The organism is Paractinoplanes globisporus DSM 43857, from assembly GCF_000379645.1.
Taxonomy (GTDB): domain Bacteria; phylum Actinomycetota; class Actinomycetes; order Mycobacteriales; family Micromonosporaceae; genus Actinoplanes; species Actinoplanes globisporus.
Genome location: NZ_KB903317.1, coordinates 401,227 through 423,554 on the forward strand (window position 1 = coordinate 401,227; position 22,328 = coordinate 423,554).

23 protein-coding genes and 1 pseudogene are annotated in these 22,328 nt (G+C 71.4%); 12 read left to right on the top strand and 12 right to left on the bottom strand.

The features are described 5' to 3' along the window. Nucleotides 1-36: 36 nt before the first annotated feature. Together A3CQ_RS54820 and A3CQ_RS57890 are read right to left on the bottom strand one after the other, a co-directional pair. Nucleotides 37-1,269 (bottom strand): FAD-dependent oxidoreductase, encoded by a 1,233-nt coding sequence (locus tag A3CQ_RS54820; protein ID WP_020515007.1) that lies wholly within the window; start codon nt 1,267-1,269, stop codon nt 37-39. A 92-nt stretch (nt 1,270-1,361) separates the two neighbouring features. Further along, entirely contained in the window at nt 1,362-1,838 is a 477-nt protein-coding gene (locus A3CQ_RS57890) for a MarR family winged helix-turn-helix transcriptional regulator (RefSeq protein ID WP_020515008.1), read from the bottom strand. 64 nt (nt 1,839-1,902) lie between these two features. Between A3CQ_RS57890 and A3CQ_RS57895 the strand changes: the two genes are divergently transcribed. The 5 genes and pseudogenes from A3CQ_RS57895 to A3CQ_RS54840 all read left to right on the top strand — a co-directional run. Continuing rightward, complete coding sequence (locus A3CQ_RS57895; protein ID WP_020515009.1) at nt 1,903-2,376, top strand: DUF3159 domain-containing protein; 474 nt, start codon at nt 1,903-1,905, stop codon at nt 2,374-2,376. Next, on the top strand, nt 2,373-2,792 hold the full coding sequence (locus tag A3CQ_RS57900) for a hypothetical protein (protein ID WP_020515010.1): 420 nt from the start codon (nt 2,373-2,375) through the stop codon (nt 2,790-2,792). Before A3CQ_RS57895 ends, A3CQ_RS57900 begins: the two co-directional genes overlap by 4 nt. Beyond that, complete coding sequence (locus A3CQ_RS0131850; RefSeq protein WP_026206419.1) at nt 2,789-4,378, top strand: multicopper oxidase family protein; 1,590 nt, start codon at nt 2,789-2,791, stop codon at nt 4,376-4,378. The genes A3CQ_RS57900 and A3CQ_RS0131850 overlap by 4 nt, the downstream gene beginning before the upstream one ends. Nucleotides 4,379-4,441: 63 nt before the next feature. Continuing rightward, nucleotides 4,442-5,242: a PrsW family intramembrane metalloprotease gene (locus A3CQ_RS0131855; protein WP_020515012.1), complete on the top strand. Its 801-nt coding sequence runs from the start codon at nt 4,442-4,444 to the stop codon at nt 5,240-5,242. Between the two features lie 198 nt (nt 5,243-5,440). Next, a pseudogene (locus tag A3CQ_RS54840) lies at nt 5,441-6,268 on the top strand (phosphotransferase family protein); the annotation flags it as partial. A 15-nt stretch (nt 6,269-6,283) separates the two neighbouring features. On the opposite strand, the gene A3CQ_RS0131865 reads toward A3CQ_RS54840, so the two are convergent. Continuing rightward, nucleotides 6,284-7,291 (bottom strand): methyltransferase domain-containing protein, encoded by a 1,008-nt coding sequence (locus A3CQ_RS0131865; RefSeq protein ID WP_211216714.1) that lies wholly within the window; start codon nt 7,289-7,291, stop codon nt 6,284-6,286. 101 nt (nt 7,292-7,392) lie between these two features. On the opposite strand from A3CQ_RS0131865, the gene A3CQ_RS0131870 reads away from it, so the two are divergent. From A3CQ_RS0131870 to A3CQ_RS0131890, 5 genes are read left to right on the top strand one after another with little or no spacing between them, the layout of a single operon-like run. Further along, entirely contained in the window at nt 7,393-7,791 is a 399-nt protein-coding gene (locus A3CQ_RS0131870; RefSeq protein ID WP_020515015.1) for a TOBE domain-containing protein, read from the top strand. After that, on the top strand, nt 7,788-8,579 hold the full coding sequence (gene modA / locus A3CQ_RS0131875; protein ID WP_020515016.1) for a molybdate ABC transporter substrate-binding protein: 792 nt from the start codon (nt 7,788-7,790) through the stop codon (nt 8,577-8,579). The genes A3CQ_RS0131870 and modA overlap by 4 nt, the downstream gene beginning before the upstream one ends. Continuing rightward, on the top strand, nt 8,576-9,364 hold the full coding sequence (locus A3CQ_RS0131880) for an ABC transporter permease (RefSeq protein WP_026206420.1): 789 nt from the start codon (nt 8,576-8,578) through the stop codon (nt 9,362-9,364). Before modA ends, A3CQ_RS0131880 begins: the two co-directional genes overlap by 4 nt. Then, nucleotides 9,361-10,398, top strand: a complete 1,038-nt coding sequence (locus A3CQ_RS0131885; RefSeq protein WP_026206421.1) for an ABC transporter ATP-binding protein — start codon at nt 9,361-9,363, stop codon at nt 10,396-10,398. Before A3CQ_RS0131880 ends, A3CQ_RS0131885 begins: the two co-directional genes overlap by 4 nt. A gap of 17 nt (nt 10,399-10,415) precedes the next feature. Further along, nucleotides 10,416-11,000 (top strand): DUF1684 domain-containing protein, encoded by a 585-nt coding sequence (locus A3CQ_RS0131890; protein WP_020515019.1) that lies wholly within the window; start codon nt 10,416-10,418, stop codon nt 10,998-11,000. Between the two features lie 14 nt (nt 11,001-11,014). Here the strand turns inward: A3CQ_RS0131890 and A3CQ_RS0131895 are convergent, their stop codons facing one another. After that, on the bottom strand, nt 11,015-11,719 hold the full coding sequence (locus A3CQ_RS0131895) for a TetR/AcrR family transcriptional regulator C-terminal domain-containing protein (RefSeq protein WP_020515020.1): 705 nt from the start codon (nt 11,717-11,719) through the stop codon (nt 11,015-11,017). 77 nt (nt 11,720-11,796) lie between these two features. Between A3CQ_RS0131895 and A3CQ_RS0131900 the strand changes: the two genes are divergently transcribed. Further along, nucleotides 11,797-12,252 carry a nitroreductase/quinone reductase family protein gene (locus A3CQ_RS0131900; protein WP_020515021.1) on the top strand — a complete coding sequence of 152 codons (456 nt, stop codon included), beginning with the start codon at nt 11,797-11,799 and terminating at the stop codon, nt 12,250-12,252. A 45-nt stretch (nt 12,253-12,297) separates the two neighbouring features. On the opposite strand, the gene A3CQ_RS60255 is transcribed toward A3CQ_RS0131900, so the two are convergent. The 4 genes from A3CQ_RS60255 to A3CQ_RS0131920 all read right to left on the bottom strand — a co-directional run bounded on the left by A3CQ_RS60255 (nt 12,298) and on the right by A3CQ_RS0131920 (nt 15,486). Next, nucleotides 12,298-12,723 (bottom strand): hypothetical protein, encoded by a 426-nt coding sequence (locus A3CQ_RS60255; protein WP_051115403.1) that lies wholly within the window; start codon nt 12,721-12,723, stop codon nt 12,298-12,300. Between the two features lie 122 nt (nt 12,724-12,845). Beyond that, the gene (locus tag A3CQ_RS0131910; RefSeq protein WP_020515022.1) at nt 12,846-13,532 is read right to left on the bottom strand and encodes an adenosylcobinamide amidohydrolase; all 687 of its coding nucleotides are present in this window, start codon (nt 13,530-13,532) and stop codon (nt 12,846-12,848) included. A 14-nt stretch (nt 13,533-13,546) separates the two neighbouring features. Further along, nucleotides 13,547-14,857, bottom strand: coding sequence for an MFS transporter (locus tag A3CQ_RS0131915; protein ID WP_020515023.1), 1,311 nt, complete (start codon nt 14,855-14,857; stop codon nt 13,547-13,549). Between the two features lie 89 nt (nt 14,858-14,946). Next, entirely contained in the window at nt 14,947-15,486 is a 540-nt protein-coding gene (locus A3CQ_RS0131920; protein WP_020515024.1) for a GNAT family N-acetyltransferase, read from the bottom strand. A 120-nt stretch (nt 15,487-15,606) separates the two neighbouring features. Here A3CQ_RS0131920 and A3CQ_RS0131925 point away from each other — a divergent pair, with 120 nt between their 5' ends. Then, on the top strand, nt 15,607-16,629 hold the full coding sequence (locus A3CQ_RS0131925; protein ID WP_020515025.1) for a hypothetical protein: 1,023 nt from the start codon (nt 15,607-15,609) through the stop codon (nt 16,627-16,629). Here A3CQ_RS0131925 and A3CQ_RS0131930 read toward each other — a convergent pair. The 4 genes from A3CQ_RS0131930 to A3CQ_RS0131945 all read right to left on the bottom strand — a co-directional run bounded on the left by A3CQ_RS0131930 (nt 16,557) and on the right by A3CQ_RS0131945 (nt 22,321). Continuing rightward, a complete protein-coding gene (locus A3CQ_RS0131930; protein ID WP_020515026.1) occupies nt 16,557-17,312 on the bottom strand; it encodes a hypothetical protein in 756 nt (251 codons plus the stop codon). The two genes, A3CQ_RS0131925 and A3CQ_RS0131930, sit on opposite strands and share 73 nt — an antisense overlap. 4 nt (nt 17,313-17,316) lie before the next feature. Continuing rightward, on the bottom strand, nt 17,317-18,186 hold the full coding sequence (locus tag A3CQ_RS0131935) for a hypothetical protein (protein WP_157296581.1): 870 nt from the start codon (nt 18,184-18,186) through the stop codon (nt 17,317-17,319). Nucleotides 18,187-18,273: 87 nt separating this feature from the next. Next, nucleotides 18,274-19,932: a sulfatase-like hydrolase/transferase gene (locus A3CQ_RS0131940; RefSeq protein WP_020515028.1), complete on the bottom strand. Its 1,659-nt coding sequence runs from the start codon at nt 19,930-19,932 to the stop codon at nt 18,274-18,276. Between the two features lie 127 nt (nt 19,933-20,059). After that, a complete protein-coding gene (locus tag A3CQ_RS0131945; RefSeq protein ID WP_020515029.1) occupies nt 20,060-22,321 on the bottom strand; it encodes a putative bifunctional diguanylate cyclase/phosphodiesterase in 2,262 nt (753 codons plus the stop codon). Between the last annotated feature and the right edge of the window lie 7 nt (nt 22,322-22,328).

Consider the following 22,328-nt stretch of genomic DNA (forward strand, 5'->3'; position numbering starts at 1 on the left):
ACGGTCACAAGACTCGCGGCGGAGGCCTCGACGTTTCTATCGAACTGTCGGTCCGAACATCCTGCGTTGTAACGGGGCGAAGTGGGAGCCGATACGGAGCAGGGCGCGGAAGGCGGCGCGGTTGGCCGGGGTGGCGAGCGCGGCGTTGGTGGCGTTGCGGGTGGACAGCTTGAGGGCGCGGTTGGCGTAGTCGCGCATGGCGGTTTCGTAGGTTGCGATGCTGTCGATCGGGTCGGCGGGGGCGATCAGGGATCGGCGGAGTTCGTCGGCGTCGCGTAGGGCGGTGTTGGCGCCGATGCCGGCCATCGGGGTCATGTTGTGGATGGCGTCGCCGAGAAGGGTGACCCGCGACGGTGTCCAGCCGGGGAGCTGCGGCATGGTCCGTAGGGGGACGGTGGTGATGGTGGACGGGTCGGTGGCGTCAACGAGCGTGCGCAGCGGCGCCGTCCAGCCCTTGATGCGTTCGGTGACGAGGTTCTTGAGCCGCGCGCCGTCGAGGTCGCCGACTCCGTGGGGGTAGGAGGTTTCGGCTGCTGCCCAGGCCCAGACGACGTATTGGGTGGTGTCGGGATCGCCACTGGCCCAGGTGGACAGGAACATCCACCCGGTCCTGGCGGGGACGACGTTGTTGATGCCGCCGTCGACGAGTTCGGCGGGCAGCGCGGCGGCCACGGCGCCCGACAGCGGGACGCGCCCGGCGATGTTGACGATGCCGAGATCCTGGCGCTGAAGGTCGGGTAGACGCTGGTGGCGGACGCGGGAGTTGCTGCCGTCGGCGCCGATGAGGAGGTCGCCGTCGGCGTGGGTGCCGTCGTCGAAGAAGGCGCGGACGCCGGAGTCGTGCATCTGGTAGCGGGTGAACGTCTTGCCCCAATGCACCAGGGGCTCGCTGTCCGCGTCCTCGTCGGTGCCGTGCAGCAGTGCGTCGCGGAGTTTGCCGCGGCTGATCGCGCGGCGTTTCGTGATGGGGTTGGTGGCGTGTTCGGGGAATCGTTTGTCGATGGTGGCCAGGACGCCTCGGTGAGGATCGTGGAAGCGGATGATCAGTGGCGCGGGGACGCCGGCGGCGTCGATCCGTTTCCAGTTCTCGGCGGGCAGGCTGTCGTGGAGGGCGTGGAGGCCGTCGGCGTCGAGGTGGATGCCGTAGCTGGCGGGCTGTGAGCCTGAATCGGCGGATCGCTCGTACACGCGGGCGTCGATGCCGGCGCGCCGCAGACCGTGCAGCAGGGTCAGACCGCCGAGGCCGGCGCCGATGATGAGGACTCGCATGGTTGAGGACCTTTTCTCGATGAGGTGCGCGGCGCGTGCGGGATCCACCGATCACCCTCGATGGCGTGGCCGGCGCTGTGACGCGGAGCCGGTCAGGAGCCGAGCATCGCGCGGAGCAGGTGCTGAAGTTGCCGCGTTTGCGCCGGAGTCAGGTTTTCCGTCGCCTCGGTCATGGCGGGTTCGGCGGCACGGCGTGCCTGTGCGTAGATGTCACGGCCGTGATCGGTCATGGTGACGGCCCGCAGCCGCCGGTCGCCGGGCACGAGCTCGCGGGAGGCCAGGCCGAGCCGCTCGAGGTCGTCGACGATCCGGACGATGGAGGCCTTGTCGTGATCCGTCTGGGCGACGAGCTCGCGCTGGCTCAACGGTCCCGCTGCCTGCAGCCGCATCAGCACCATCAAATGCCGCCGCTCGAACCCGAACGGCAGTAAAGCCTCGTCCATGGCCGCCGCGACCCGGTCGTGAGCCCGACGCAGCAGCAGCCCGAGGGCGAACGGCGACCCCTCCTGCGGACTCTCGGGCGTCTCGGAGGCCGCTGTCTGTCCGGCGGATGCGGCGTTGGTCGGCACGCCCGAACACTATCTCACGAGAAACAGGTTCACAAGAGACTGTTTCACGTGTAACCATCTCGGCATGAACAATCGGCGACCGCTGACGATCGACCGCCCGCTGCCCCGCGACGAGCGCCAGGCCCGACCCGCCCACCACCACGCGGCCGCCCCGGCTCCGGTGTCGGCCTGGGCGGCGATCAAGCAGACCTGGGCTGATCCGGAGCGTTGGGTGGGGATCGCGGTGGCCGCGGCGCCGAGCCTGGTGTTCGTGGCGGTCACCCTGATGGCCACGCTGTACCCGGCGATCATCGCCGCGGCGGTGACCGCGGCGGCGAGCCTGGGCTACCGCTTGGTGCGCCGGCAGTCGCCGCGGTCGGCACTGGTCGGCAGCCTGGTCGTGGCCGTCGGCGCGGTCCTGGCCGCGATCACCGGCGAGGCGCGGGGCTTCTTCCTGGTACCGGCCCTGATCCCGTTCGCCGTGATCCTGATCTGTCTCGCCACCCTGATCGCGGTCACCGTCGTCGCCGTTCGCAAAACCCTGAAGGCGCAGCGATGACCACCACCGGGAACACATCGTCCCCGGCGTCGGGCACGGCGACCCGGCTGCGGCGGCGGTGGCCGATCTGGCTGTTCAGAATCACCATTACCGCCGCGGCGATCCTGGCCTTCAACCAGGCCGTCTTCGCCGGGCAGTTCCTGTCCGGCACCTACCCGGCGCTACGCCTGCACCGCGACATGGCCAACTACACCGTCGCGGCGATCGCCGCGAGCATCATCACCGCGATCCTCTGGCGTCGCGCCGGAGCCGGACCGCGCTGGCCTCTGCCCGCCGCCGTCGCACTGTTCGCGCTGACCGCGCTACAGACGTTCCTCGGCTACCGGCTCGTCCTGGCCGTCCACATCCCCTTGGGTGTCACCGTCATCCTGTTGCTGGTCGCCCTCACTGCCGCGGCGTGGAGGCCGACCCGATGAGCCCGATCAACCGCCGCACCGCGCTGGGCATCGCCGGGGCCGCGATAACCGCGGCCGCCGGCATCGGTATCCCGTTCGTCAGCGGCCTCACCGGCGCCAGGTCCACCGGGAAGCTCCTGCCCAGCCGGACCCCGATCCCGCCCGCGTTCCGGCGCCGCCTGACCATCCCGCCGGTGCTCCGACCGAGCCGCTCCGACACCACCACCGACTACTACGACATCACGCAAACCGTCGCCCGCGCCGGCATCCTGCCCGGGCCGGCCACCGAGCTGTGGACCTACAACGGCTCGTTCCCCGGCCCGACGATCCGCAGCACCCGCGGGCGCACCGTCAAGGTCCGGTACACCAACAACCTGCCCGTGCCCACCGTCGTGCACCTGCACGGCGGGCGCACACCGCCGGACAGCGACGGATATCCGATCGACTACGTCTACCCCACCGACATGAGCTACTACGCCCTGCACCACAACCCGCAGCAGATGACCAGCGACCACGGCCGGATGACGATGACCGGTGGCGACACGCGGGAAGGCCGCCGTACCCATGTCTTTCCGCTGGATCAGCGGGCCGCGACCCTGTGGTATCACGACCACCGCATGGACTTCACCGGCCCGAGCGTCTGGCGCGGACTGGCCGGCTTTCACCTGCACCACGACGCCGAGGAAGCGTCCCTGCGGCTGCCCGACGGCGACCTCGACCTACCGTTGATGATCACCGATCGCAGTCTCGACAGCGACGGATCCCTGCTCTACCCCAGTCTCGACCCCACCCTGGTCAACCGGCCCGGCGTGCGTGGCGACCATGTCGCCGGCGTCCTCGGCGATGTCATGCTCGTCAACGGCACCCCTTGGCCGGTCATGACAGCACGGCGAGGCACATACCGGCTGCGTTTCCTCAACGCCTGTAACGCCCGGCGACTCTCACTGCGCCTCGACCCGCCGCCCCCGAACGGCATCGCCCAGATCGGCACCGACGCCGGCCTCCTCGCCGAGCCCGTCCGGCACGACCACCTCGAACTCGCGCCCGCGCAACGCCTCGACGTGCTCATCGACTTCTCCGGATACGCCCCGGGTACCCGGATCACCCTGGTCAACGATTTCGACACCACGGCAATGGGCCAGGTCATGCGCTTCGTCGTCGACGACGGCCGCCCCGAACCATTCAAGATCCCCAGCCGGCTCTCCACCACTCCACCGCTACGGCCAGAGGACGCCGTCGTGACGCGCAAGTTCGACTTCCGTGCCGGCGACGTCGACGATCACGACGGCTGGCTCGTCTCACATGCCCCGTTCAGCCCGGACACCATCGCCGCGCGCGTTCGACTCGGCACCACCGAGATCTGGCAACTCAACGCCGACTTCCACCACCCCGTCCACCTGCACCTCAGCCCCTTCCAAGTCATCGCCCGAGGCAGCGAAGGACCCGGCCCCTACGACGCCGGCTGGAAGGACACCATCGACCTCCGCCCCGGCGAACAGGCCAAGATCCTCATCCACTTCGACGGCTACCCCGGAAAGTACGTCTTCCACTGCCACAACCTCGAACATGAGGACATGGCCATGATGGCGAACTTCATTGCCACCTGACGCAGATCGGACGTGCTCACCGTCACGGATTGACGTTGACGCGGCCAGGCAAAACACTGGGCCATGCGCGATCGTTCCCGCCGGTGGGCGTGGCTCGGTGTTCTGATCATCGGGCTGGTTCTCTACATCGTGGTGCTGCGGACCCTGGTCCACACACAGAACCCCAACTTCGTGCCGTCGCTGATCCTGCTCGGCGCGACGGTCGTTCCCCTGTCCTTCCTCACCTTCGCCCAGGCCCGCACCGGACGCTGGCAGGTGCCCACGTCCGCGCTGGCCATCGCCGCGTTCTTCGGCGGCGTGGTCGGCATCGTGGTCGCCGGCACGCTGGAGTACAACACGCTGCGCGGCCTGGGCACGCTGCCGCTGGTGCTCGTCGCGATCATCGAGGAGTCGGCCAAGCTGATCGTCCCGGTGATCCTGTTGTTCACGATCATGGCCCGGCACGAGCGGCGGCTGCCCTCCGACGGGCTGGTCATCGGCATCGCGTCCGGCATGGGCTTCGCGGCCCTCGAGACCATGGGCTACGCGTTCACCGCGCTGCTCTCCTCGGACGGCAACATCGGCGCGGTCGAGCAGACGCTGTTCATCCGCGGTCTGTCGTCGCCGGCCGGGCACACCGCGTGGACCGGCCTGACCGCCGGCGCGCTCTGGGCGCTGATCGCCTCGCCGAGCGCGAAGCGGCTGCTCACGTTCCTGCTGACGTTCGCCGGCGCCGTCGTCCTGCACACGCTCTGGGACACGTTCAACAACCTGTGGGTCTACCTGATCCTCGGGGCCATCTCGATCGGCTGGCTGTTCATCGAGCTCGCCCGGTACCGCACCTTCTCGGAGCACACGCTGGGGCTGCGCCCCCTTACAGTCTGACCATGACCGCGAGCCCCACGCAGCCCACACTGTCCGAAAAGGACATCACCTCGATCGTGTCCGACGGGCTCGGCGCCGGTGTGACCGGCGCCGAGCCGCCCCACCGCGGGACCCTCCCCCCCCCCCGGGGCGGGGGGGCGCGCGGCGGCCGCGCCGGGGGGGGGGGCCGGCGGGGGGCCGGGCGGGGAGCCGCTCAACGGCGGCACCTTCGCCGCCGTCTGGCGGGCCGGCCTCGACGACGGCCGGCAGGTGGTGGTCAAGGTGGGCCCGCCCGCCTCGGCTCGCATTCTCACGTACGAGCGGGACGTCATCCCGGCCGAGGCCGAGTACTACACGATGATCCGCTCGCAGGCGCCGGGCGTGCCGGTCCCCGAGGTGCTGGCCGTCTCGGCCGACCCCGCCTGGATCATCTCCTCGATGCTGCCGGGCACCCCGCTCACCGAGGCCGACTCGCCCCGGGCCCGCGCCGAGCTGGGCGCCGCGATCGCCCGGGTGCACACGATCACCGGCCCGCTGTTCGGCTACACCGGCGACCGCCCGTCGGCCGCCGACTGGCCCACCGCGCTCGAGGCGATCATCGACGCGCTGCGCGACGACGCCGCCTCCTGGAACGTGCCGCTGCCCCCGCTCGACGGCGTCGTGCGCCGCTACCACGACGCGCTGGCCGCCGTGACCCGCCCGGCGCTGCTGCACTTCGACCTGTGGGACGGCAACGTGCTGGCCGGTCCCGACGGCGCCCTGACCGGCCTGGTCGACGGCGAGCGCTACCTGTACGGCGACCCGCTGCTCGACTTCGTCTCCCCCGCGCTCCTGCGCCGCATCGAGGACATCCCCGGCCACCCGTTCGTGGCCGGCTACGGCGCGGCCCCGTTCGACGATTCCGCCCGCATCCGCCTGGCGCTGTACCGCATCCACCTGTACGTGCTGATGATCGCCGAGGGCCCGAGCCGCGGCATCGAGATCGCCGACGGCCGCCACGACCACCTGACCGCCCTACTCAACCAGGAACTCGCCGACCTGCCCTAACGGGGACCAGCCCGCTCAGCGAGCGGATGTCGCGGGGTCCGCGGCCGGGCCGCGCACCGCGAGCGCCAGGAAGTGGTCGTCGGGGTCCTCGTAGCGGACGAGCTTCCAGCCGGCCGCGGCGAGCAGCGGGCGGAGGTTCTGCTCGTTCAGCGGCTCGTCCGGGCGGATCGCGCGCCCGTGCCGGGCGGCCAGCGCGGCCCGGCCCGACGGGTGGAAGATCATCAGGCGGCCGCCGGGGCGGGTCACCCGGGCCAGTTCCACCAGCCCGGCCTCCGGGTCGGGCAGGTGCTGCACGAGGCCGGCCGCGAAGACCAGCCCGGCTATCCCGTCGGGCAGGGGCAGGCGGCGGGCATCGGCGAGCACCAGGCCGGCGCAGCCGTTGCGCCCGGCGTCGCGGGCCGCCTCGAGCATCGCCGGGGTCACGTCGAAGCCGAGCACGCGGCCCCCGGGCCCGACCGCGGCGGCCAGGGCGGGCAGCGCTCGGCCGGTGCCGCAACCGACGTCGAGCGCGAGGTCGCCGAGGCACGGCTCGGCCGTCTCGACCGCTTTCGCGTACGCCGGCATGTCGTCGCCGAACCTCTTGTCCCAGCCGGCGGCGCGGGCGCCGAAGAACGCCCTGCTCTCGGTGATGTACCACCGCTCGGGGTCGGCCAGCCGCGGGTGCACGTGCCGGATCACCGGCCACTCCGGATCGTCGTGGTCGATCACCACCTGGGCGCGCCGCTCGCCCTCGCCGTTCCCCCGCGCGCCGCGCGGGCCGCTGCGGAGGTAGACGATCACGCGGTCGGCGGCCGGCTCGAGCACGTTGAGCGCCGAGTCGACGCGCCCGCCGGCCGGCCCGCTGAGGCCGAGCACCGCGTCGACCGTCCACGCGCGCGCCGAGGGCGGGAAGGCCGCGGCGAGCCGTACGGCGAACGCGGCGGCCGCCCCGTGGTCGCCACCGTCGACGATCACGGTGAGCGGCGCCCGCGGTGCGAGCACCTCCGCGAGAAAGGCGGTGACCTCGCTGATCCGTTCCGGCACGCCACTCAGCATGCCGCCGAGCCGGTGACGAGTGCAACGGTTCCGCATCTGCGAGTCATCCGCCGTACTAGGGCTCGCATCTGCGGCCCTAGAGTGGTCGCGTGACGACTTACCGCATCGGGGAGGCGGCCGAGCTACTCGGGGTCAGTGTGGACACCGTGCGTCGCTGGGTCGACTCGGGCCGGCTGTCGGCGGATCGGGACGACCACGGGCATCGCAGCATCGCCGGTGCCGACCTAGCCGCGTTCGCCCGGTCTCTCGCCGACGATCCCGACCCGGGGTCGCGCCGGTCGTCGGCGCGCAACCGCCTTCCCGGCATCGTCACCGCCATCGTTCGCGACGCGGTGATGGCGCAGGTCGACATCCAGGCCGGGCCGTTCCGCGTGGTCTCGCTCATGAGCCGCGAGGCGGTCGACGAGCTCGGGCTGGAGGTCGGATCGACGGCGGTCGCCGTGATCAAGTCGACCACGGTGGTCGTGGAGCGAGGAGACGAAAAGTGAAGACGAAGAAGATACTGGCCGCGCTGGCGCTCACCGCCCTGCTGGCCGCCTGCGGCGACAGCTCGGCCGACACCCCCACCGCCAGCTCGGGCTCCAGCGCCGCGTCCGGCGTCACCGGCAATCTCACGGTGCTCGCCGCGGCCTCCCTGACCGAGACCTTCAACCAGATCGGCAAGGACTTCGAGGCCGCCAACCCCGGGGTCAAGGTCACTTTCTCGTACGGGGGAAGCTCCGGCCTCGCCCAGCAGATCAACTCGGGCGCCCCCGCCGACGTCTTCGCCGCCGCGAGCCCGGCCACCATGAAAACGGTGACCGACGCCGGCAACGCGACCGGCGAGCCCACCACGTTCGTCAAGAACCAGCTGGTCATCGCCGTCCCCAAGGGCAACCCGAAGGGCATCAAGGGACTGTCCGATCTCGCCGATCCGAAGATCAAGGTGGCCCTCTGCGCGGTGGAGGTGCCCTGCGGCGCCGCGGCCAAGAAGGTGCTCGACACGGCCGGCGTCAAGGTCACGCCGGTGACCTACGAGCAGGACGTCAAGGCCGCCCTGTCCAAGGTGAAGCTCGGCGAGGTGGACGCGGCCCTGGTCTACCGCACCGACGCCAAGGCGGCCACCGCGGACGTCGACGGCATCGAGTTCCCGGAGTCGTCCGGCGCGATCAACAACTACCCGATCGTCACCCTCAAGGCCGCACCCAACCCGGCCGGCGCGACCGCGTTCGTGGCCTTCGTGCAGACCGAGCCCGAGATCAAGGTGCTCACCGACGCAGGGTTCCAGAAGCCCTGAGCAAGCAGCGCCTCAAGGTTCCGCCGGCCCTGGCGATCCCCGCGATCGCCGGGCTGGCGTTCCTGACCCTCCCCCTGTTCGGGCTCCTCTACCGGGCGCCCTGGTCCTCGCTGCCGTCCCGGCTCCGGGAGCCCGGCATACTCGCCGCCCTCCGTCTGTCGCTGGAGACCGCCAGCCTCGCCACCGTGGTGTGCCTGCTGCTCGGGGTGCCGCTGGCCTGGCTGCTGGCCCGCGTCGAGTTTCCCGGCCGCCGGTTCGTGCGCGCGCTGGTCACCGTCCCGCTCGTGCTGCCCCCGGTGGTCGGCGGCGTGGCGCTGCTGCTGGTCTTCGGCCGGCGCGGTCTGGTCGGCGAGTGGCTCGACTCGGCGTTCGGGATCACCCTGCCGTTCACCACGGCCGGCGTGGTCGTGGCCGAGGCGTTCGTTGCCATGCCCTTCCTGGTGATCAGCGTGGAGGGTGCCCTGCGCGGCGCCGACTCCCGCTACGAGGAGGCCGCGGCCACCCTCGGCGCGAGCCGCTGGACGGCGTTCCGGCGGGTGACGCTTCCGCTGATCGCGCCGGGCGTGGCGGCCGGGGCCGTGCTGTGCTGGGCGCGCGCGCTCGGCGAGTTCGGCGCGACGATCACCTTCGCCGGCAACTTCCCGGGGCGTACGCAAACCATGCCTCTTGCTGTTTATCTGGCCTTGGAGCAGGACCTGGACGCGGCCATCGTGCTGAGTCTCCTGCTGCTGGTCGTCTCGGTCGGCATCCTGGCGGCGCTGCGCGACAAGTGGGTGGCCGCATGACCACCTTGGATGCCCGGCTAGTGGTGCGGCGGGCCGGATTCACCCTCGACATCGAGCTGTCCGTGGCCGCCGGCGAGGTGGTCGCGCTGCTCGGCCCCAACGGCGCCGGTAAGACGACGGCGCTGCGCGGGCTCGCCGGCCTCACCGGGCTCGACGACGGCCACGTCACGCTCGACGGCGCCCGCCTCGACCGGGAACCGCCCGAGCGCCGCCGCATCGGCGTCGTCTTCCAGGACTATCTGCTGTTCCCGCATCTCACGGCGCTGGAGAACGTCGCCTTCGGCCCCCGCTGCCGGCACGTGCCGCGCCGCGAGGCCCGCGAGACGGCACGCGAGTGGCTGGTCCGGGTGGGTCTGGCCGATCACGTACGCAAGAAGCCGCGTCAACTCTCCGGCGGCCAGGCCCAGCGCGTCGCGCTCGCCCGGGCGCTCGCGGCCGAGCCCAAACTGCTCCTGCTCGACGAGCCGCTCGCCGCCCTCGACGCGCGCACCCGCCTGGACACCCGGGCGCAGCTGCGTGGGCACCTGGCGTCGTTCCCCGGCGCGACGGTGCTGGTCACGCACGACCCGCTGGACGCGCTGATGCTCGCCGACCGTCTCGTCATCGTCGAGGACGGCCGGATCGTGCAGACCGGCGACGCCACGACGATCACCGCCGAGCCGCGCACCGACTACGTGGCCCGGCTCGTCGGCCTGAACCTGTACCGCGGCCACGCCGAGGGGACGACCGTCCGCCTCCCCGACGGGTTCGCGCTGGTCACCGCCGTACCGCTGCATGGTGATGCTTTTGTGGCCTTTCCACCCGGCGCGGTGTCGCTCTTCTCCGCCCGCCCGGAGGGCAGTCCCCGCAACACGTGGCCGGCCACCGTCACCGCGATGGCCCGGCACGGCGACGCGCTGCGGATCGAGCTGTCCGGCCCGATCCCGGTGGCGGCCGACATCACACCCGCGGCCGCCGTGCAGCTCGAACTGGCCCCCGGACGTGAGGTGTGGGCCACGGTGAAGGCCCAGGAGGCGACGGCATACCCCGCATGAGCGTTAGCGTGGCGCTCATGGAGGCACTCGAGCTGACCGACTATCGCGCCGCCGTCGCCCGGATCTATCTGGAGGCGGCCGACCTCAAGGACTTCCGCGCCCGGCGCGATCAGCTGTTCGCCACGCACCCGCAGTCCCCGATCCCCGCCGACGAGCGTCCGTCGTTCACCGGGATCCGCTACTACGAGCCGAACGAGGACGCGATCGTCGAGGCGGCGGTCCGCCCGGCCTCCGGCGAGATCGACATCGACACCGGCGGCCCGGACGGCGTCGTGCACTACCGCCGGGCCGGCGTGCTGGAGACCCCGTTCGGCGAGTTGTCGCTGTGGTGGATCTCCGCGTACGGCGGCGGCCTGTTCCTGCCCGTGCGCGACGGGACGTGCGGAAAGTCCACCTACGGCGGCGGCCGATACCTGACCGACACGGTGAAGGGCACGCACGGCCGCGGCCTCGAGGTGCTGCCCGGCGACCGCGTGCGACTCGACTTCAACTACCTTTACAACCCTTCTTGCGCGTACGACGACGCGTGGCTCTGCCCGCTGGCGCCCCCGGAGAACCGGGTCAGCGCCCCGATCGAGGCCGGCGAGCTCACCTACCACTGAGGTGAGCGCCCGTTTCACGAGTCGGTCAGGCGGCGGCGCTCCAGGCCGTCGAGCATGAGGTCGAGCGCGAAGGCGAACTCGCCGTCGTCATCGCAGCCGCCCAGCGCCCCGTCGTGGGTGACGGCCGCGGCGAGCTCGACGATGTGCGGCATCGTCTCGGCCCAGGCGGCGACCACCTCCGGCGGCGGGCTCGTGTCCGGGTCGTCGTCGAAGAGGTCCTGACTGAAGCCGAGGATCCGGCTGCCGAGCAGATGAATCGCGTGGTGGCCGAGGTCGACCGAGCAGCCGCCGCCGCGCATCACCGCGAGCACCCGCTCGAGGTGCGCCATGACCGCGGGCGTGGGAGTGTCGCGCCCCTCCAGCACGCGCGCCGCCCACGGGTGCCGCAGCATGGTCGCCCGCGCCGCCATGATCAGCCCACGCAGCTGGGACGTCCACTCAGCCGGCGCGATCGGCGTGAGCCCGATCTGGGCGACCACCGCGTCCGACATCTCGGCGAGCAGGGTGTCCTTGTCCCGTACGTGGTAGTAGATCGACATCGCGTCGACCCCGAGGTGCTGCGCCAGTTTGCGCATGCTGAGCCCCGCGAGCCCCTCCCGATCGGCCAGATCGATCGCCGCGGCGATGATGCCCTCCCGGCTCAGGCGCGTGTTCGCGCGGGCGGTGCGGGCCGGTCGCGCGGCTCGGGTATCGATGCGGTCGTCAGCACGTCGGGGCACCTTCCGGATCCTACTTGTTCCTCTACACCGTAGGGTTTACTCTACGGCGTAGACCTACACCGTAGAGGAGCCCTCCGATGGCCCGTCCGTTCCTCCCCCCGCGATGGTTCGTCCGCAGCGCCTGGAAAACCCACAAGGTCGTGCTCCGCGCCACCAACGACCGCGGCCTGCGCCCGCCCACCCCTGGCCGCTGCGGCATCATGCGCCTCATCACCACCGGCCGCCGCTCCGGCGAGCCCCGGGCCGTGGTCCTCTGCTACATCGAGGACGGCGACCGCCTGGTGACCCTCGCCATGAACGGCTGGGACCCGGCCGACCCGGCCTGGTGGCTCAACCTCAAGGCCCGCCCCGAGGCAACCGTCGACCTGGCCACCGGCTCACGCCCGGTGCTCGCCGCCCAGGCAACCGGCGACGAACGGGAGCGCCTCTGGACGGCCCTGCACGACTACTCCGGCTACGGCGACCTGGACGCCTTCGCCATGCGACGCGGCCGCGAGACGTCGGTGGTGCTCCTGGCGCCCGGTCACGATTGAGCGGAAGGCCGGGCGCTGTCACGACCGGCCTTCCGGTCTTCTGTTCTAGTACCTCTCGCCGCCGTGGCCACCCTGACCGCCGGCGCCGCCCGCACCACCGGCACCACCCGAGCCGCCCGAGCCGCCCTGACCCGGGTGTCCTGGTGAGCCGTGCTGGCCGGGTTGGCCGTGGTGACCGGGTTGGCCGTGATGGCCCGGCATTCCGTTGCCGCCGACGACGCCGTAGCGCTGGACGGTCAGCACCCACACGCCCGGATAGGGTCCGTGGTCGGCCTGGTCGCAGACCGCGTCGTACCATCGGCCCCGATCGCTTCCGGCCTGGGCGACCCACTGGCAGTCGCGCGCGGTGACGAAGTAGCCGACCACGTGGCTCCGCGAGGGCGGTGGCGCCGCCCGCGCCGGCCCCGCCGCGATGACACCGGTCAGAAGTCCCACGCCGACCAGCGCCGACAGTCGTGATGTGGTGTTCATGTCGCGTCCTCCTCGCTGATGGCACTGCCTTGTGCCTTCACCCAGGCCATCACGGCCGAGAGGGCCACGTACGGAGAACCGCTCTTTTACCATATTTCTCCCAAAACGGTGGGAGAATTGATCTAGGCGAGTGAAGCCCGGTGAACCCTCTCCGACCAGGACTGCGGGCCCGACAGGTTGACCCGGCCCCCGGCCAGCACGGCCCGGTAGGCGGCCGCGGCGAGAAGCTCACCCCAGTGCGACCGCGGTCCGCCGTAAGCGGCCGGGTCACCGTCCGGCGGGCAGAGCACACAGACGGCGTCCGTGGCGGTCCCGGTGGCGGCCAGCCCCAGGTCACGCACGGCCTGGGTCTTGGCCTCGGTGATCGTGGCCACGGCGTTCACCAGCGCACCGTCGGCGAGCCGCTGCGGCACCCAGGCCACGACGTTGACCGTCCCCGGGCGCGGATCCTGCGAAACGGCCGGCCGCGGGTCGTGGGCCTGGATGGGCGCGCCCAGGCCCACGGTCGCCCAGAGCCGCACTCCCCCGTCGGCCTCGGCGACCACGTCGGCCACGTCGACGCCGGTGAGCAGGCCGACGCCGGGGCCGGTCAGGCCGAGCTCGCGAGCCATGCCGGCGAGGTGCGCGGCGGGATCGTCCCGGTCGTACGACATCGGAACGCTCGCGTTGACCACCCACCGGCACTCCCTGATCCCACCGCCGAGAACGGCCGACGAGATCGCCCGCGCCGGCCCGGGCAGGCGCCAGACCAGCAGCGGGATGTCGTGGCCGCCCTCGTTGCGGTGGGTCAGCCTGGGTTCTCCGAGCACCGATCGACCCTAGGTCACGCCCGCCCGTCAGCAACGACTCGGTCCGACGGCAGGCCGAGGACGGGCGGCTCGCCCCCGGGAAAGTCACCTGCGGACGGCCCATCGGCGGGCGGCGCGGTAGGGGCCGGAGCGCCGCGAGCCGTCCGGCGTGGTCTGGCGACGAGGGCGGCCAGGGCGGCGAGCGCGACGGCGGTGCCGGCGATGAGGAAGGCCGCCGAAGGGCTCAGCTGGTCGGTGACCACGCCGGCGGTGGCGGCGCCCAGGGCGCTGCCGGCGTTGGCCGAGACGTTGACCCAGGTGCCGGCCTCGGTGGCGTGCCCGGCGGGGCTCAGGTCGTCGGCGGACAGGTAGGCGACCACGTAGAGCGGCGCGATCGCCAGCCCGGCCACGCTCATCACCGCGCCCAGGGCGACCAGGCCGGGCACCACCGACGCCGCCAGGAGTCCGGCCGCCAGCAGCCCGAGGAGCCCGGCGAAGTGCCGGGAACGCGAGCGGGTGTGGCGCCGGCGGGACCAGAGCAGACCGCCGAGGACGCTGCCCACGCCGACCGCGGCCTCCAGCAGGCCGGCCGCGCCGGGACGGCCGTGCGCCTGGGCCACGGCGGCCATGGCGGTGTAGGCCACGCTGGTCCCGGCCCCGATCGCGAGCAGGACGGCCAGCACGCCGAGCAGGCCCGCCGACCGCAGCGGCCCAGGATCGAACAGACGGATCGGGCCGGACGCGGGCGCGGGCGACGCCGGGGACGGGGACGGGGACGGGACTGCCGCCACCATGCCGAGGGTGCCGGCCAGCAGGAGCGCGGCCGTGGTCAGCAGCGCCCATCTCGCGGGCGCCGCCGCGATGAGCAGGCCGGCCAGAAGGGGTCCGACCAGGTATAACGTCTCCTCGGCGATGGCGTCCAGGGCGTACGCGCGCTCCTTGAGAGAAGTCCCGGCGGTGAGTGAGCGCCACGCGGAGCGCATGGCGGGTCCCAGGGGTGGGGCCGCCAGGCCCGCCAGAGCGACGAACGCGACCGGCCACGGAGTCAGCGCGGCGGCGGCCAGCGAAAGAGCGCAGACCAGGGCCAGCCACGGCAGCACCCGCCGCGGGCCGTGCACGTCGGCCAGGCGGGACTTCGCGGGCAGGGTGATCGAGGCCAGGCCGAAGAGGGCCAGCGCGAGGCCGGCCGCGGAATACGAGCCGGTGGCCTGTTGAACGGTGAACAGGGTGGCGAGCGGGAGCAGGCCGTACGCCAAGCGGCCGCCGAGCGCGGGCACGAAGGTGCGCAACGCGGATGGCAGCAGCAGGACGGCACGGTAGCTCCCCGCCGCAGCGGGGCGGGGCATGGGAGAACTCCAGGAATGTCCAGACGGGCAGGGGCAGCGGAAAAGTGCAAGCCGCGCCCTACGGGGGTGTCTGAGACATGCCGACGATGCTACCGCCAGTCGGGTGCGAGCACAGCCCAGATCTCGGTGTCGTGCCGTACACCCTTCCACGGGTAGTTCTCGCGGAGCGTGCCCTCGAGCTCGAGGCCGAGCCGCCGGGCCACGTTCGAGCTGGCCTCGTTGTCGGAGCGGCAGTGCCACTCGATGCGGTGCAGGCCGCGGACCCGGAACGCCCAGTCGATCAGCACCCGCGACGCCGTGGTGATCAGCCCGCGGCCGGTGGCGGCCGGCTCCAGCCAGCAGCCGATCTCGGCGACCCCGGACTCGGCGTCGAAAGTCCGGAACAACACGCCGCCGACCAGGGTCTCGTCGAGCCAGATGCCGTAGAGGCGGCCGGCGTCGTTGGCCTGCAGGTCGGCGTAGCGCTGGAGGGTCGCGCGGGCGTCGTCGAGGGTGGCGCTGCGGCTCGCCCACGAGATCCACGGGTCGACGGTCGCGCGCGCCCGGTCCATGTGCGCGAGGAACTCGGGAGCCAGCCAGGGTTCGAGCGGCCGCAGCACGGCGCCGCCGCCAAGGTCTATGTGGAACACCCGGGAAGCCTACGTCCGGCGTGCAGGCAGACTTCGCCTCCGGTCTACCCATCGACCACCGTCTTCCCAAAAGATTTACCTCGGTCGATACCGACCACGCGCGAGGAAACGGGAGCGGGAATGCTTATCAAGGGAATCGCGGCCGGGGCCCTGGTGGCCGGGCTGCTCGTGGCGCCGACGGCCGCGCAGGCCGCGCCGAGCCGGGCCGAGCTGGCGCTGCGCTGGGCGCCGATCCACTACCAGGACGTGGACGCCACCGGCAGCCACGCACTCTCGGGAAAATCGGACTTCATCACGCGGTACGACTACGACGGCAACCTCATCGGCCGGGACAACTGGGACCACGCGGGTCAGAGCACCCAGGCCGCCGCGTACTACTCGGTGACCGAGACCAGCTCGCACTGGTTCATCACGTACTTCTTCTTCCACCCGCGTGACTGGATCGACCACCCGTTCTTCGAGACCGAGCACGAGAACGACGGCGAGGGTCTCACCGAGATCATCGAAAAAGACGGTTCGGCGTACGGGGTCCTGCGCGCGGCGGTGACCGTCGCGCACAGCGACTTCTACTCGTACACCCCGGCCGGCAGCACCTGGACCGGCGGCAAGGAGACCGTCGACGGGACGCTGCAGCTCAAGGCGTCCACGCACGACTCCTTCCAGCACCCGGTGACCGCGCAGGAGGCCAAGGGCCACGGCCTCAAGGCCTGGCCGCAGTACGACATCAACGGCGACGGCATCGTCTACTACCCGTCGCTGACCGCCTCGGAGTCGCCGAGCGGCGCCGACGACCGGGACGTGCAGTACCAGCTGGTCGACATCTTCGCCGACGGCGGGATGTGGGCCCAGCGGAACAACACGAGCCTGTTCGCCTCCCTCGGCACCTTCGCCGGCGACACCTCGGGCGACTGCGGCGTCGGCACCTGGTCGTGCACCACGAATTCGGCGAACGCCCCGTGGGGCTGGGACGACGGCAACGACGTGCCGGCCCGCGGCGAGATCGCGACCGACCCGGCGAAGCTGTCGGCCGAATACTTCACGGTCTCGGGGACGCTGTCGCGGACGTACACCTACAACCCGTACGCGGGCGCGGCAGCGGCGCTCAAGCAGGCCGCCAAGACCCTGCCCCGCACCATCGACTGACCCCCGACCGAGAGACGACGTAAGCGGTCCGCCCCGGCGATGGGGGTGGACCGCTCACGCCGGACGTGCCAGCCGCCGCCGCCTCCACCGGCATCCTGGCAGCTCGCGAGGTGGCCACGACCGCGGACGAACCGCACCTTCGGGTCGGCCCGATGCGCCGTGACGATCTCGCGAAGAATCCGGAGCACGGCGCTCTCCCGGCAGGTCGTCGCCGTGCCGCGGACCCGATCGAACCGGGAAGCGGCGACCGGCCACAGATCGGAGCGCCCGTAGAAGGCCGCCAGGCAGGCGGCGGCCGCACCCTCGTACAGGCTGCGCTGCGGTTCGGCCAGCGGCGTGACGGACGCGTCGTCATCGGCGGTGAGGCGGGCGAGGTTGAGAGTCAGCAGGCAGTCACCCCTCTCGAAGGAGGAGTAGGCCCCGTCCCCCAAAGTCCAGCTGTTGCCGTTGTTGCCGGGGCCGCCGGTGCCGTTTCCGCCGTTGCCGCCGCCCGGCGTTAGGCTGGCCAGCCACTGGATCCACTTCTTCTTGCGCGCCGGAACTCTGGGATCGATCACCGTGGCACCGCCGGTCAGGACCGGGCCGCCGGCGGTGACCGCCGCGGAAGCGCCGCCCTCGACGGGCCGCCCGCCGGCCGGGACGGCCGCGAACGCCAGAAGCAGGGCAAGAACCAGGCTGGTCAATCAGTCACGTCCGATCTGCATCCGCGACGAACTCCATGCGTACGTCGGCGGTCTCGCTCAGGATGATCACGCGGCCGGGGTGGTCGGTGACGAGGAAGTACCGGTTGCCGGAACGCTCCAGCAGGAACAGCCCGGAGTAGCGGTAGCCGAACTCGGCCCGGGGCGCCCGCAGCGCGGTGGCCACCATCCCGGGCGCGTCGAGGCTGAGGTCCTTGGCGCTGTACAGCACGACGGCCGGCAGCTGGTCCGGATGTGCGGCGATGTCCGCGCCGAACGCGGATCCGACCGTGCGGGCCAGGCGCTCGGTCGTCCAGAATGTCGCGATCGCCAGGAGACCGGCCACGACGATCCTGGTGCCGGCCGGCCACGGGTCCACGCCGGTCCGGGAGCGGCGGATCGAGCGCCCGTATCCTCCCAACAGGACCGCCAGCACGAGGCACATCGGCAACGCGTACCCCTGCATCGGCGTGAGCAGCAGCAGGCCGGCCACCGCCGCCAGCGGCAGCCAGGCCAGCGAGAGCAGCCGCGCGGTCAGCAGAACGGTCTTGTCACGGCCGCCGGACACGAACGGCTCGACCAGCCGCCGGTGCACCCGCTGCAGCCCCAGCACCACCAGGAGCAGGAAAAGGACCGGCACGAACAGGACGCTGAGGCTGTTCAGCAGGTAGTCGGCCGTGCCGAGGCTCAGCGCCGAGACGTCGAAGCCGAGCTCCCGGGCCTGGTAGCGGAGCCTGACCCAGCCGAAGTAGTAGAGCAGCGCGGTCAGGGCGCCGATGAAGACTCCGAGGTCGGCGAGCACCTTCGGCAGTGAAGGCGACGCGCTCTCGTCCGGCGGGCTCGGGGACCGGCGGGGCGCGATCCACCTGGTGGGCATGAGCAGCATTGTGATCGAGCCGGGCCGCCGGCCAGGGCGCTCGCGGGCTTGATCACCCGGTCGAGCGGCCCCGCGGCGGGCTCGTCGTCAGTGCGGTTCGCCCTCCGGGCTGAACGCCGTGAGGAACTTGTCGCGGAACTGGTTCATCGGCCACACCGGTGCGGTGGGCGCCGGCGTGAGCCCGTTCGTCCAGCCCCAGCTGTTGATCCGGTCGAGCACCTTCGGGTCCTTGGCGACGATCGAGATCGGGACGTCCTTGCCGGCGTTCTGCCCGACCACGACCGACGCCGGTTGGTGGTCGCCCAGGAAGATCATCACTAGGTTGTCGTCGGCGTACTTCTCGACGTACGAAATCAATGTGTCGACGGAGTAGGCGATCGACGTGGCGTAGGCCTCGCGGACCTTGTGGTTGTCCTTCCAGACACTGCCCGCGCCTTCGGCCGACTTGATGATCGGGCCGTAGACGGAGCCGTCGCCGAGCTGGTCCCACGGCAGGGTCTTCGGCAGCGGCGCCCACGGGGTGTGACTCGAGGTCAGCGTGATCTCGCCGAGCAGCGGCGGGCGCGTGGTCTTGCCGTACTCGAAGTTCTGGAACTGCCGCATCGCGTACTGGTCGGGCATCGTCGACCAGCTCAGCATCGGGCCGTGATAGTCCAGCGAGTGCACGTCGTACACCTGGTCGTAGCCGTAGAACTGACCCTCCGGCCACGCGTACGTGACCCCGGGCTCGACACCCACCGTGCGGAAGCCGGCCCGCTTGAAGGCCCTCGTCAGCGTCAGCCGATCGGAGTTGACCAGGCTGCGGTAGCGCTGCTGGTTGTCGATCCACAGCCCGGACAGGAACGTGGAGTGCGCGAGCCAGCTGCCGCCGCCCGCGGTCGACGAGGTGAGGAAGCCGGTGCGGGCCGCGAAGCCGCGCGACGCGAGCTTGGCGTCGTCGGCCTTGAGCTGGGCGAGCACGGTCGAGTTGAACTCGGGGTTCTCCACCGCCGACCGGCCGTAGCTCTCGACGAAGCCGATGACCACGTCCTTGCCGCGCAGCGCGGTGAGCAGCTGGTCGTCCGGCAGGTTCGCGAACGCGTCGACCTTGACCTCGCGCTCGAACGCCTTCTGGTCGGCGATGTCCTTCGGCACCTTGAGCGCGGTGTCGCGGGCCAGTTCGGCCGCGGCCTGAGCGGCCACCGGCACGCCGCCGACGATCTGCACGCCGAACACGGTGAGGATCACCCAGGCGCTGGCGAACGCGAAGACCGCGTGCCGGGTCGGGCGGGCGTGCGCGGCGAGCAGGCGGGTGAGCCGGCGTACGGCCAGCGTCGTGAACGTGAGCAGCGACGCCGCGAGCAGCAGTGCCGCGACGGCCACCCCGAACGCGCCGGGCTTGCCGATCGAGTCCTGGAGGAAGTGGTAGCCGTCGGTGAACAGCACCCAGTCGAGAACGGGGTCGAATTCCCGGGCGAGCACCGCGAAGAAGCCCATGTCCACGATCTTCACGACCGTGAGCAGGCCGAGGACGAAACCGAGGAACGTGGCGAGGATCTGCCGGGCGCGCTCCGGCAGCGCCAGCAGCACGGCCACCGCGACGATCGCCTCGATCGGGATGCGAACGAGCGCGTTCAGCCAGAAGTTGCCGGGCGGGAGCCGGGTGATCTGGTCGGGCATGACCAGACACAGAAAGACGAGGAGCGTGGCAAGAGTGGTGACCACCGCGCCGCCGACACGGCGCAGATGGTGCTTGATCTGGGACAACTCGGGTTCCTAACCGCCATGTGTACCTGCCATCAGGTACACGGCGGGGGCGTTGGTTCGGTTCAAGTGGGTCAAGTGACGGTCACGACCACCTTGCCACGCCCCTCGCCCGAGTGCGGGCAGCGAATCACACGTGCTGCGGATCCGACAGAGTTTCGGCGGACAGGAGGGCGGCTATGTCTGCGGGCTCGGCGGGGCGGCCGAAGAGGTAGCCCTGGCCGTGGTCGATGCCGATGCGGCGCAGGGTTTCCCACTGCTCGTCGGTCTCGATGCCCTCGGCCACCGTCTGCATCTTCAGCGCCTGGCCCAGGCCGGCGACCGCGTCGACCAGGGCGACGTCGTCCTCGTCGATGTGCACCTCGTCGACGAAGGTCTTGTCGATTTTGATGACGTCGACCGGGAGCTGCTTGAGGTAGCTCAGCGACGAGTAGCCCGTGCCGAAGTCGTCGATCGCCAGGCGGACGCCGAGGCGGCGCAGGGCGTGCAGCGTCTCCTTGGCCGCCTCGATGTCGGCCATCAGCATCGACTCGGTGATCTCCAGGGTGAGCGAAGCCGCGTCGAGACCGGCGTCGGCGAGTGCCGCGGAGACATCGTCGACCAGCCCGGCGTACTGGAACTGGCGGGCCGAGAGGTTGACGTTGACCTTGAGACCGGCCGCCTCCGGCCGCTCGGCGCGCCAGCGCGCCAGTTGCGCGCACGCCTGGCGCAGCACCCAGCGGCCGAGCGGAACGATCAGGCCGTTCGCCTCGGCGCCCGCGATGAAGTGGTACGGCCCGAGCAGGCCGTCGCGAGGATGTTGCCACCGCACCAGCGCCTCGACGGCGGTCAGGCGCTGGGTGTGCATGTCGACCACCGGCTGGTAGAGCACGCGGAACTCGTCGTGCTCCAGCGCGTGCTCGAGATCGGCGCGCTGCTGGGCCTCCTCGAGCACCGACATGCTCATGGTCGGGTCGAAGATCGCGTACGCGTTGCGGCCGCCCCGCTTGGCCGCGTACATGGCCAGGTCGGCGTTGCCGAGCAGCTGGTCGGCGCAGACCAGGCCGGCGGCGGCGGGCTCGCAGCCGGTCGAGGTGGCGATGCCGATGCTCAGCGAGCAGGTGACGTCGCGGCTGCCCAGCCGGACCGGCTCGCGGGCGGTGGTCAGCAGGCGCTCGGCGAGGCCGGACGCGTCGGCCGGGTCGAGGTCGCGCATCAGGATCGCGAACTCGTCGCCGCCGAGGCGGGCCAGCACGTCGCCGGGGCGTACCTGAGCCCGGAGGCGCTCGGCGATCGTGGTGAGCAGCTCGTCGCCGGCGCTGTGCCCGAGGTTGTCGTTCACCAGCTTGAAGTCGTCCAGGTCGAGCAGCAGCACCGTCACCGGCAGCTCACCGGCGGTCGCCATGGAGTCCTCGAGCTTCTTGCGGAACATCGCCCGGTTGGGCATGCCGGTCAGCGAGTCGGTGTACGCCTGGTGGATCAGCTGCCGCTCGAGCTCGCGCCGCTCGCCGATGTCGCGCAGGCTCACCACGACGGCCTGCAGGTCGGGGTCGTTGATCCAGTTCGTGCCCATGACGTCGACGTAGACCCACTCGCCGGCCGCGTTGCGCAGCCGGGTCTCGGTGCGCTCGCTGCGCCCGATCGGCAGGGCCAGCATCCGGTTCAGGAAGTCCTGGATGTCGCCGGTCTTGTCGGCCTGCGTGACGTCGGCCTCGATCACGTCGGAGAGCCGCTTGCCGGTCAGGCTCGCGGCATCGTGACCGAGCAGGCGGCGGATGGACGGGCTCACGTACTTGAGCTCGCCGTCCCGGCCGACCGCGACCACCGCGTCGGCCGAGGCCTCGAGCAGGGTCTCGGCGCGCTGCTCGGCCATGTGGCGGCGGGCGTCGAGGCGACCGCGGTTCTGCGCGTTGATCGCGGTGAGGGCGACCAGGCAGGCGTACATCGCGAGGATCACGAAGGTCGCGATCGGGCCGAGGCTGGCCCGCACCGGAAGGAGCACGGCATACCCGGCGCCGACGAGCGCGCCGAGCAGGGCGACGGTGCGCGGCGACCAGACGGCGGCGGCGCACATCAGCATCAGGATGGCCGCCGGTAGGTAGAGCATCGCGCCGTTCGGGTCGCCGATGCCGAACAGCAGCAGGAACGGAAGCTCGGCGAGCCACCACATCAGCAGGTGGCGGCGGCGGAAAACTTCGTTGCGAACCAGCCGGTTCCAGGGCAATCTAGTCGCCCCGGCCTGCAGCACGATCGCCACGGCGACCGGGATCAGCCACCATCGGCTCGAGGAGGGCCAGCTCAGGGCCATCCGAAGGCCGCCGATGGCGGTAACCACCGCGGCGATCGTCGAGCCGATGCGGACCTGGCGCGCCCAGTAATCCGCCGTGTGATCGTCCAACTCGAGTCGCCGCACGAGCGCC

Bases quoted from the DNA above. Each gene is read 5' to 3' on its own strand.
- A3CQ_RS54820 (WP_020515007.1), bottom strand. From the start codon at position 1,269: ATGCGAGTCCTCATCATCGGCGCCGGCCTCGGCGGTCTGACCCTGCTG.
- A3CQ_RS57895 (WP_020515009.1), top strand. From the start codon at position 1,903: ATGAACAATCGGCGACCGCTGACGATCGACCGCCCGCTGCCCCGCGAC.
- A3CQ_RS57900 (WP_020515010.1), top strand. From the start codon at position 2,373: ATGACCACCACCGGGAACACATCGTCCCCGGCGTCGGGCACGGCGACC.
- A3CQ_RS0131850 (WP_026206419.1), top strand. From the start codon at position 2,789: ATGAGCCCGATCAACCGCCGCACCGCGCTGGGCATCGCCGGGGCCGCG.
- A3CQ_RS0131855 (WP_020515012.1), top strand. From the start codon at position 4,442: ATGCGCGATCGTTCCCGCCGGTGGGCGTGGCTCGGTGTTCTGATCATC.
- A3CQ_RS0131885 (WP_026206421.1), top strand. From the start codon at position 9,361: ATGACCACCTTGGATGCCCGGCTAGTGGTGCGGCGGGCCGGATTCACC.
- A3CQ_RS0131890 (WP_020515019.1), top strand. From the start codon at position 10,416: ATGGAGGCACTCGAGCTGACCGACTATCGCGCCGCCGTCGCCCGGATC.
- A3CQ_RS0131900 (WP_020515021.1), top strand. From the start codon at position 11,797: ATGGCCCGTCCGTTCCTCCCCCCGCGATGGTTCGTCCGCAGCGCCTGG.
- A3CQ_RS60255 (WP_051115403.1), bottom strand. From the start codon at position 12,723: ATGAACACCACATCACGACTGTCGGCGCTGGTCGGCGTGGGACTTCTG.
- A3CQ_RS0131915 (WP_020515023.1), bottom strand. From the start codon at position 14,857: ATGCCCCGCCCCGCTGCGGCGGGGAGCTACCGTGCCGTCCTGCTGCTG.
- A3CQ_RS0131925 (WP_020515025.1), top strand. From the start codon at position 15,607: ATGCTTATCAAGGGAATCGCGGCCGGGGCCCTGGTGGCCGGGCTGCTC.
- A3CQ_RS0131935 (WP_157296581.1), bottom strand. From the start codon at position 18,186: ATGCCCACCAGGTGGATCGCGCCCCGCCGGTCCCCGAGCCCGCCGGAC.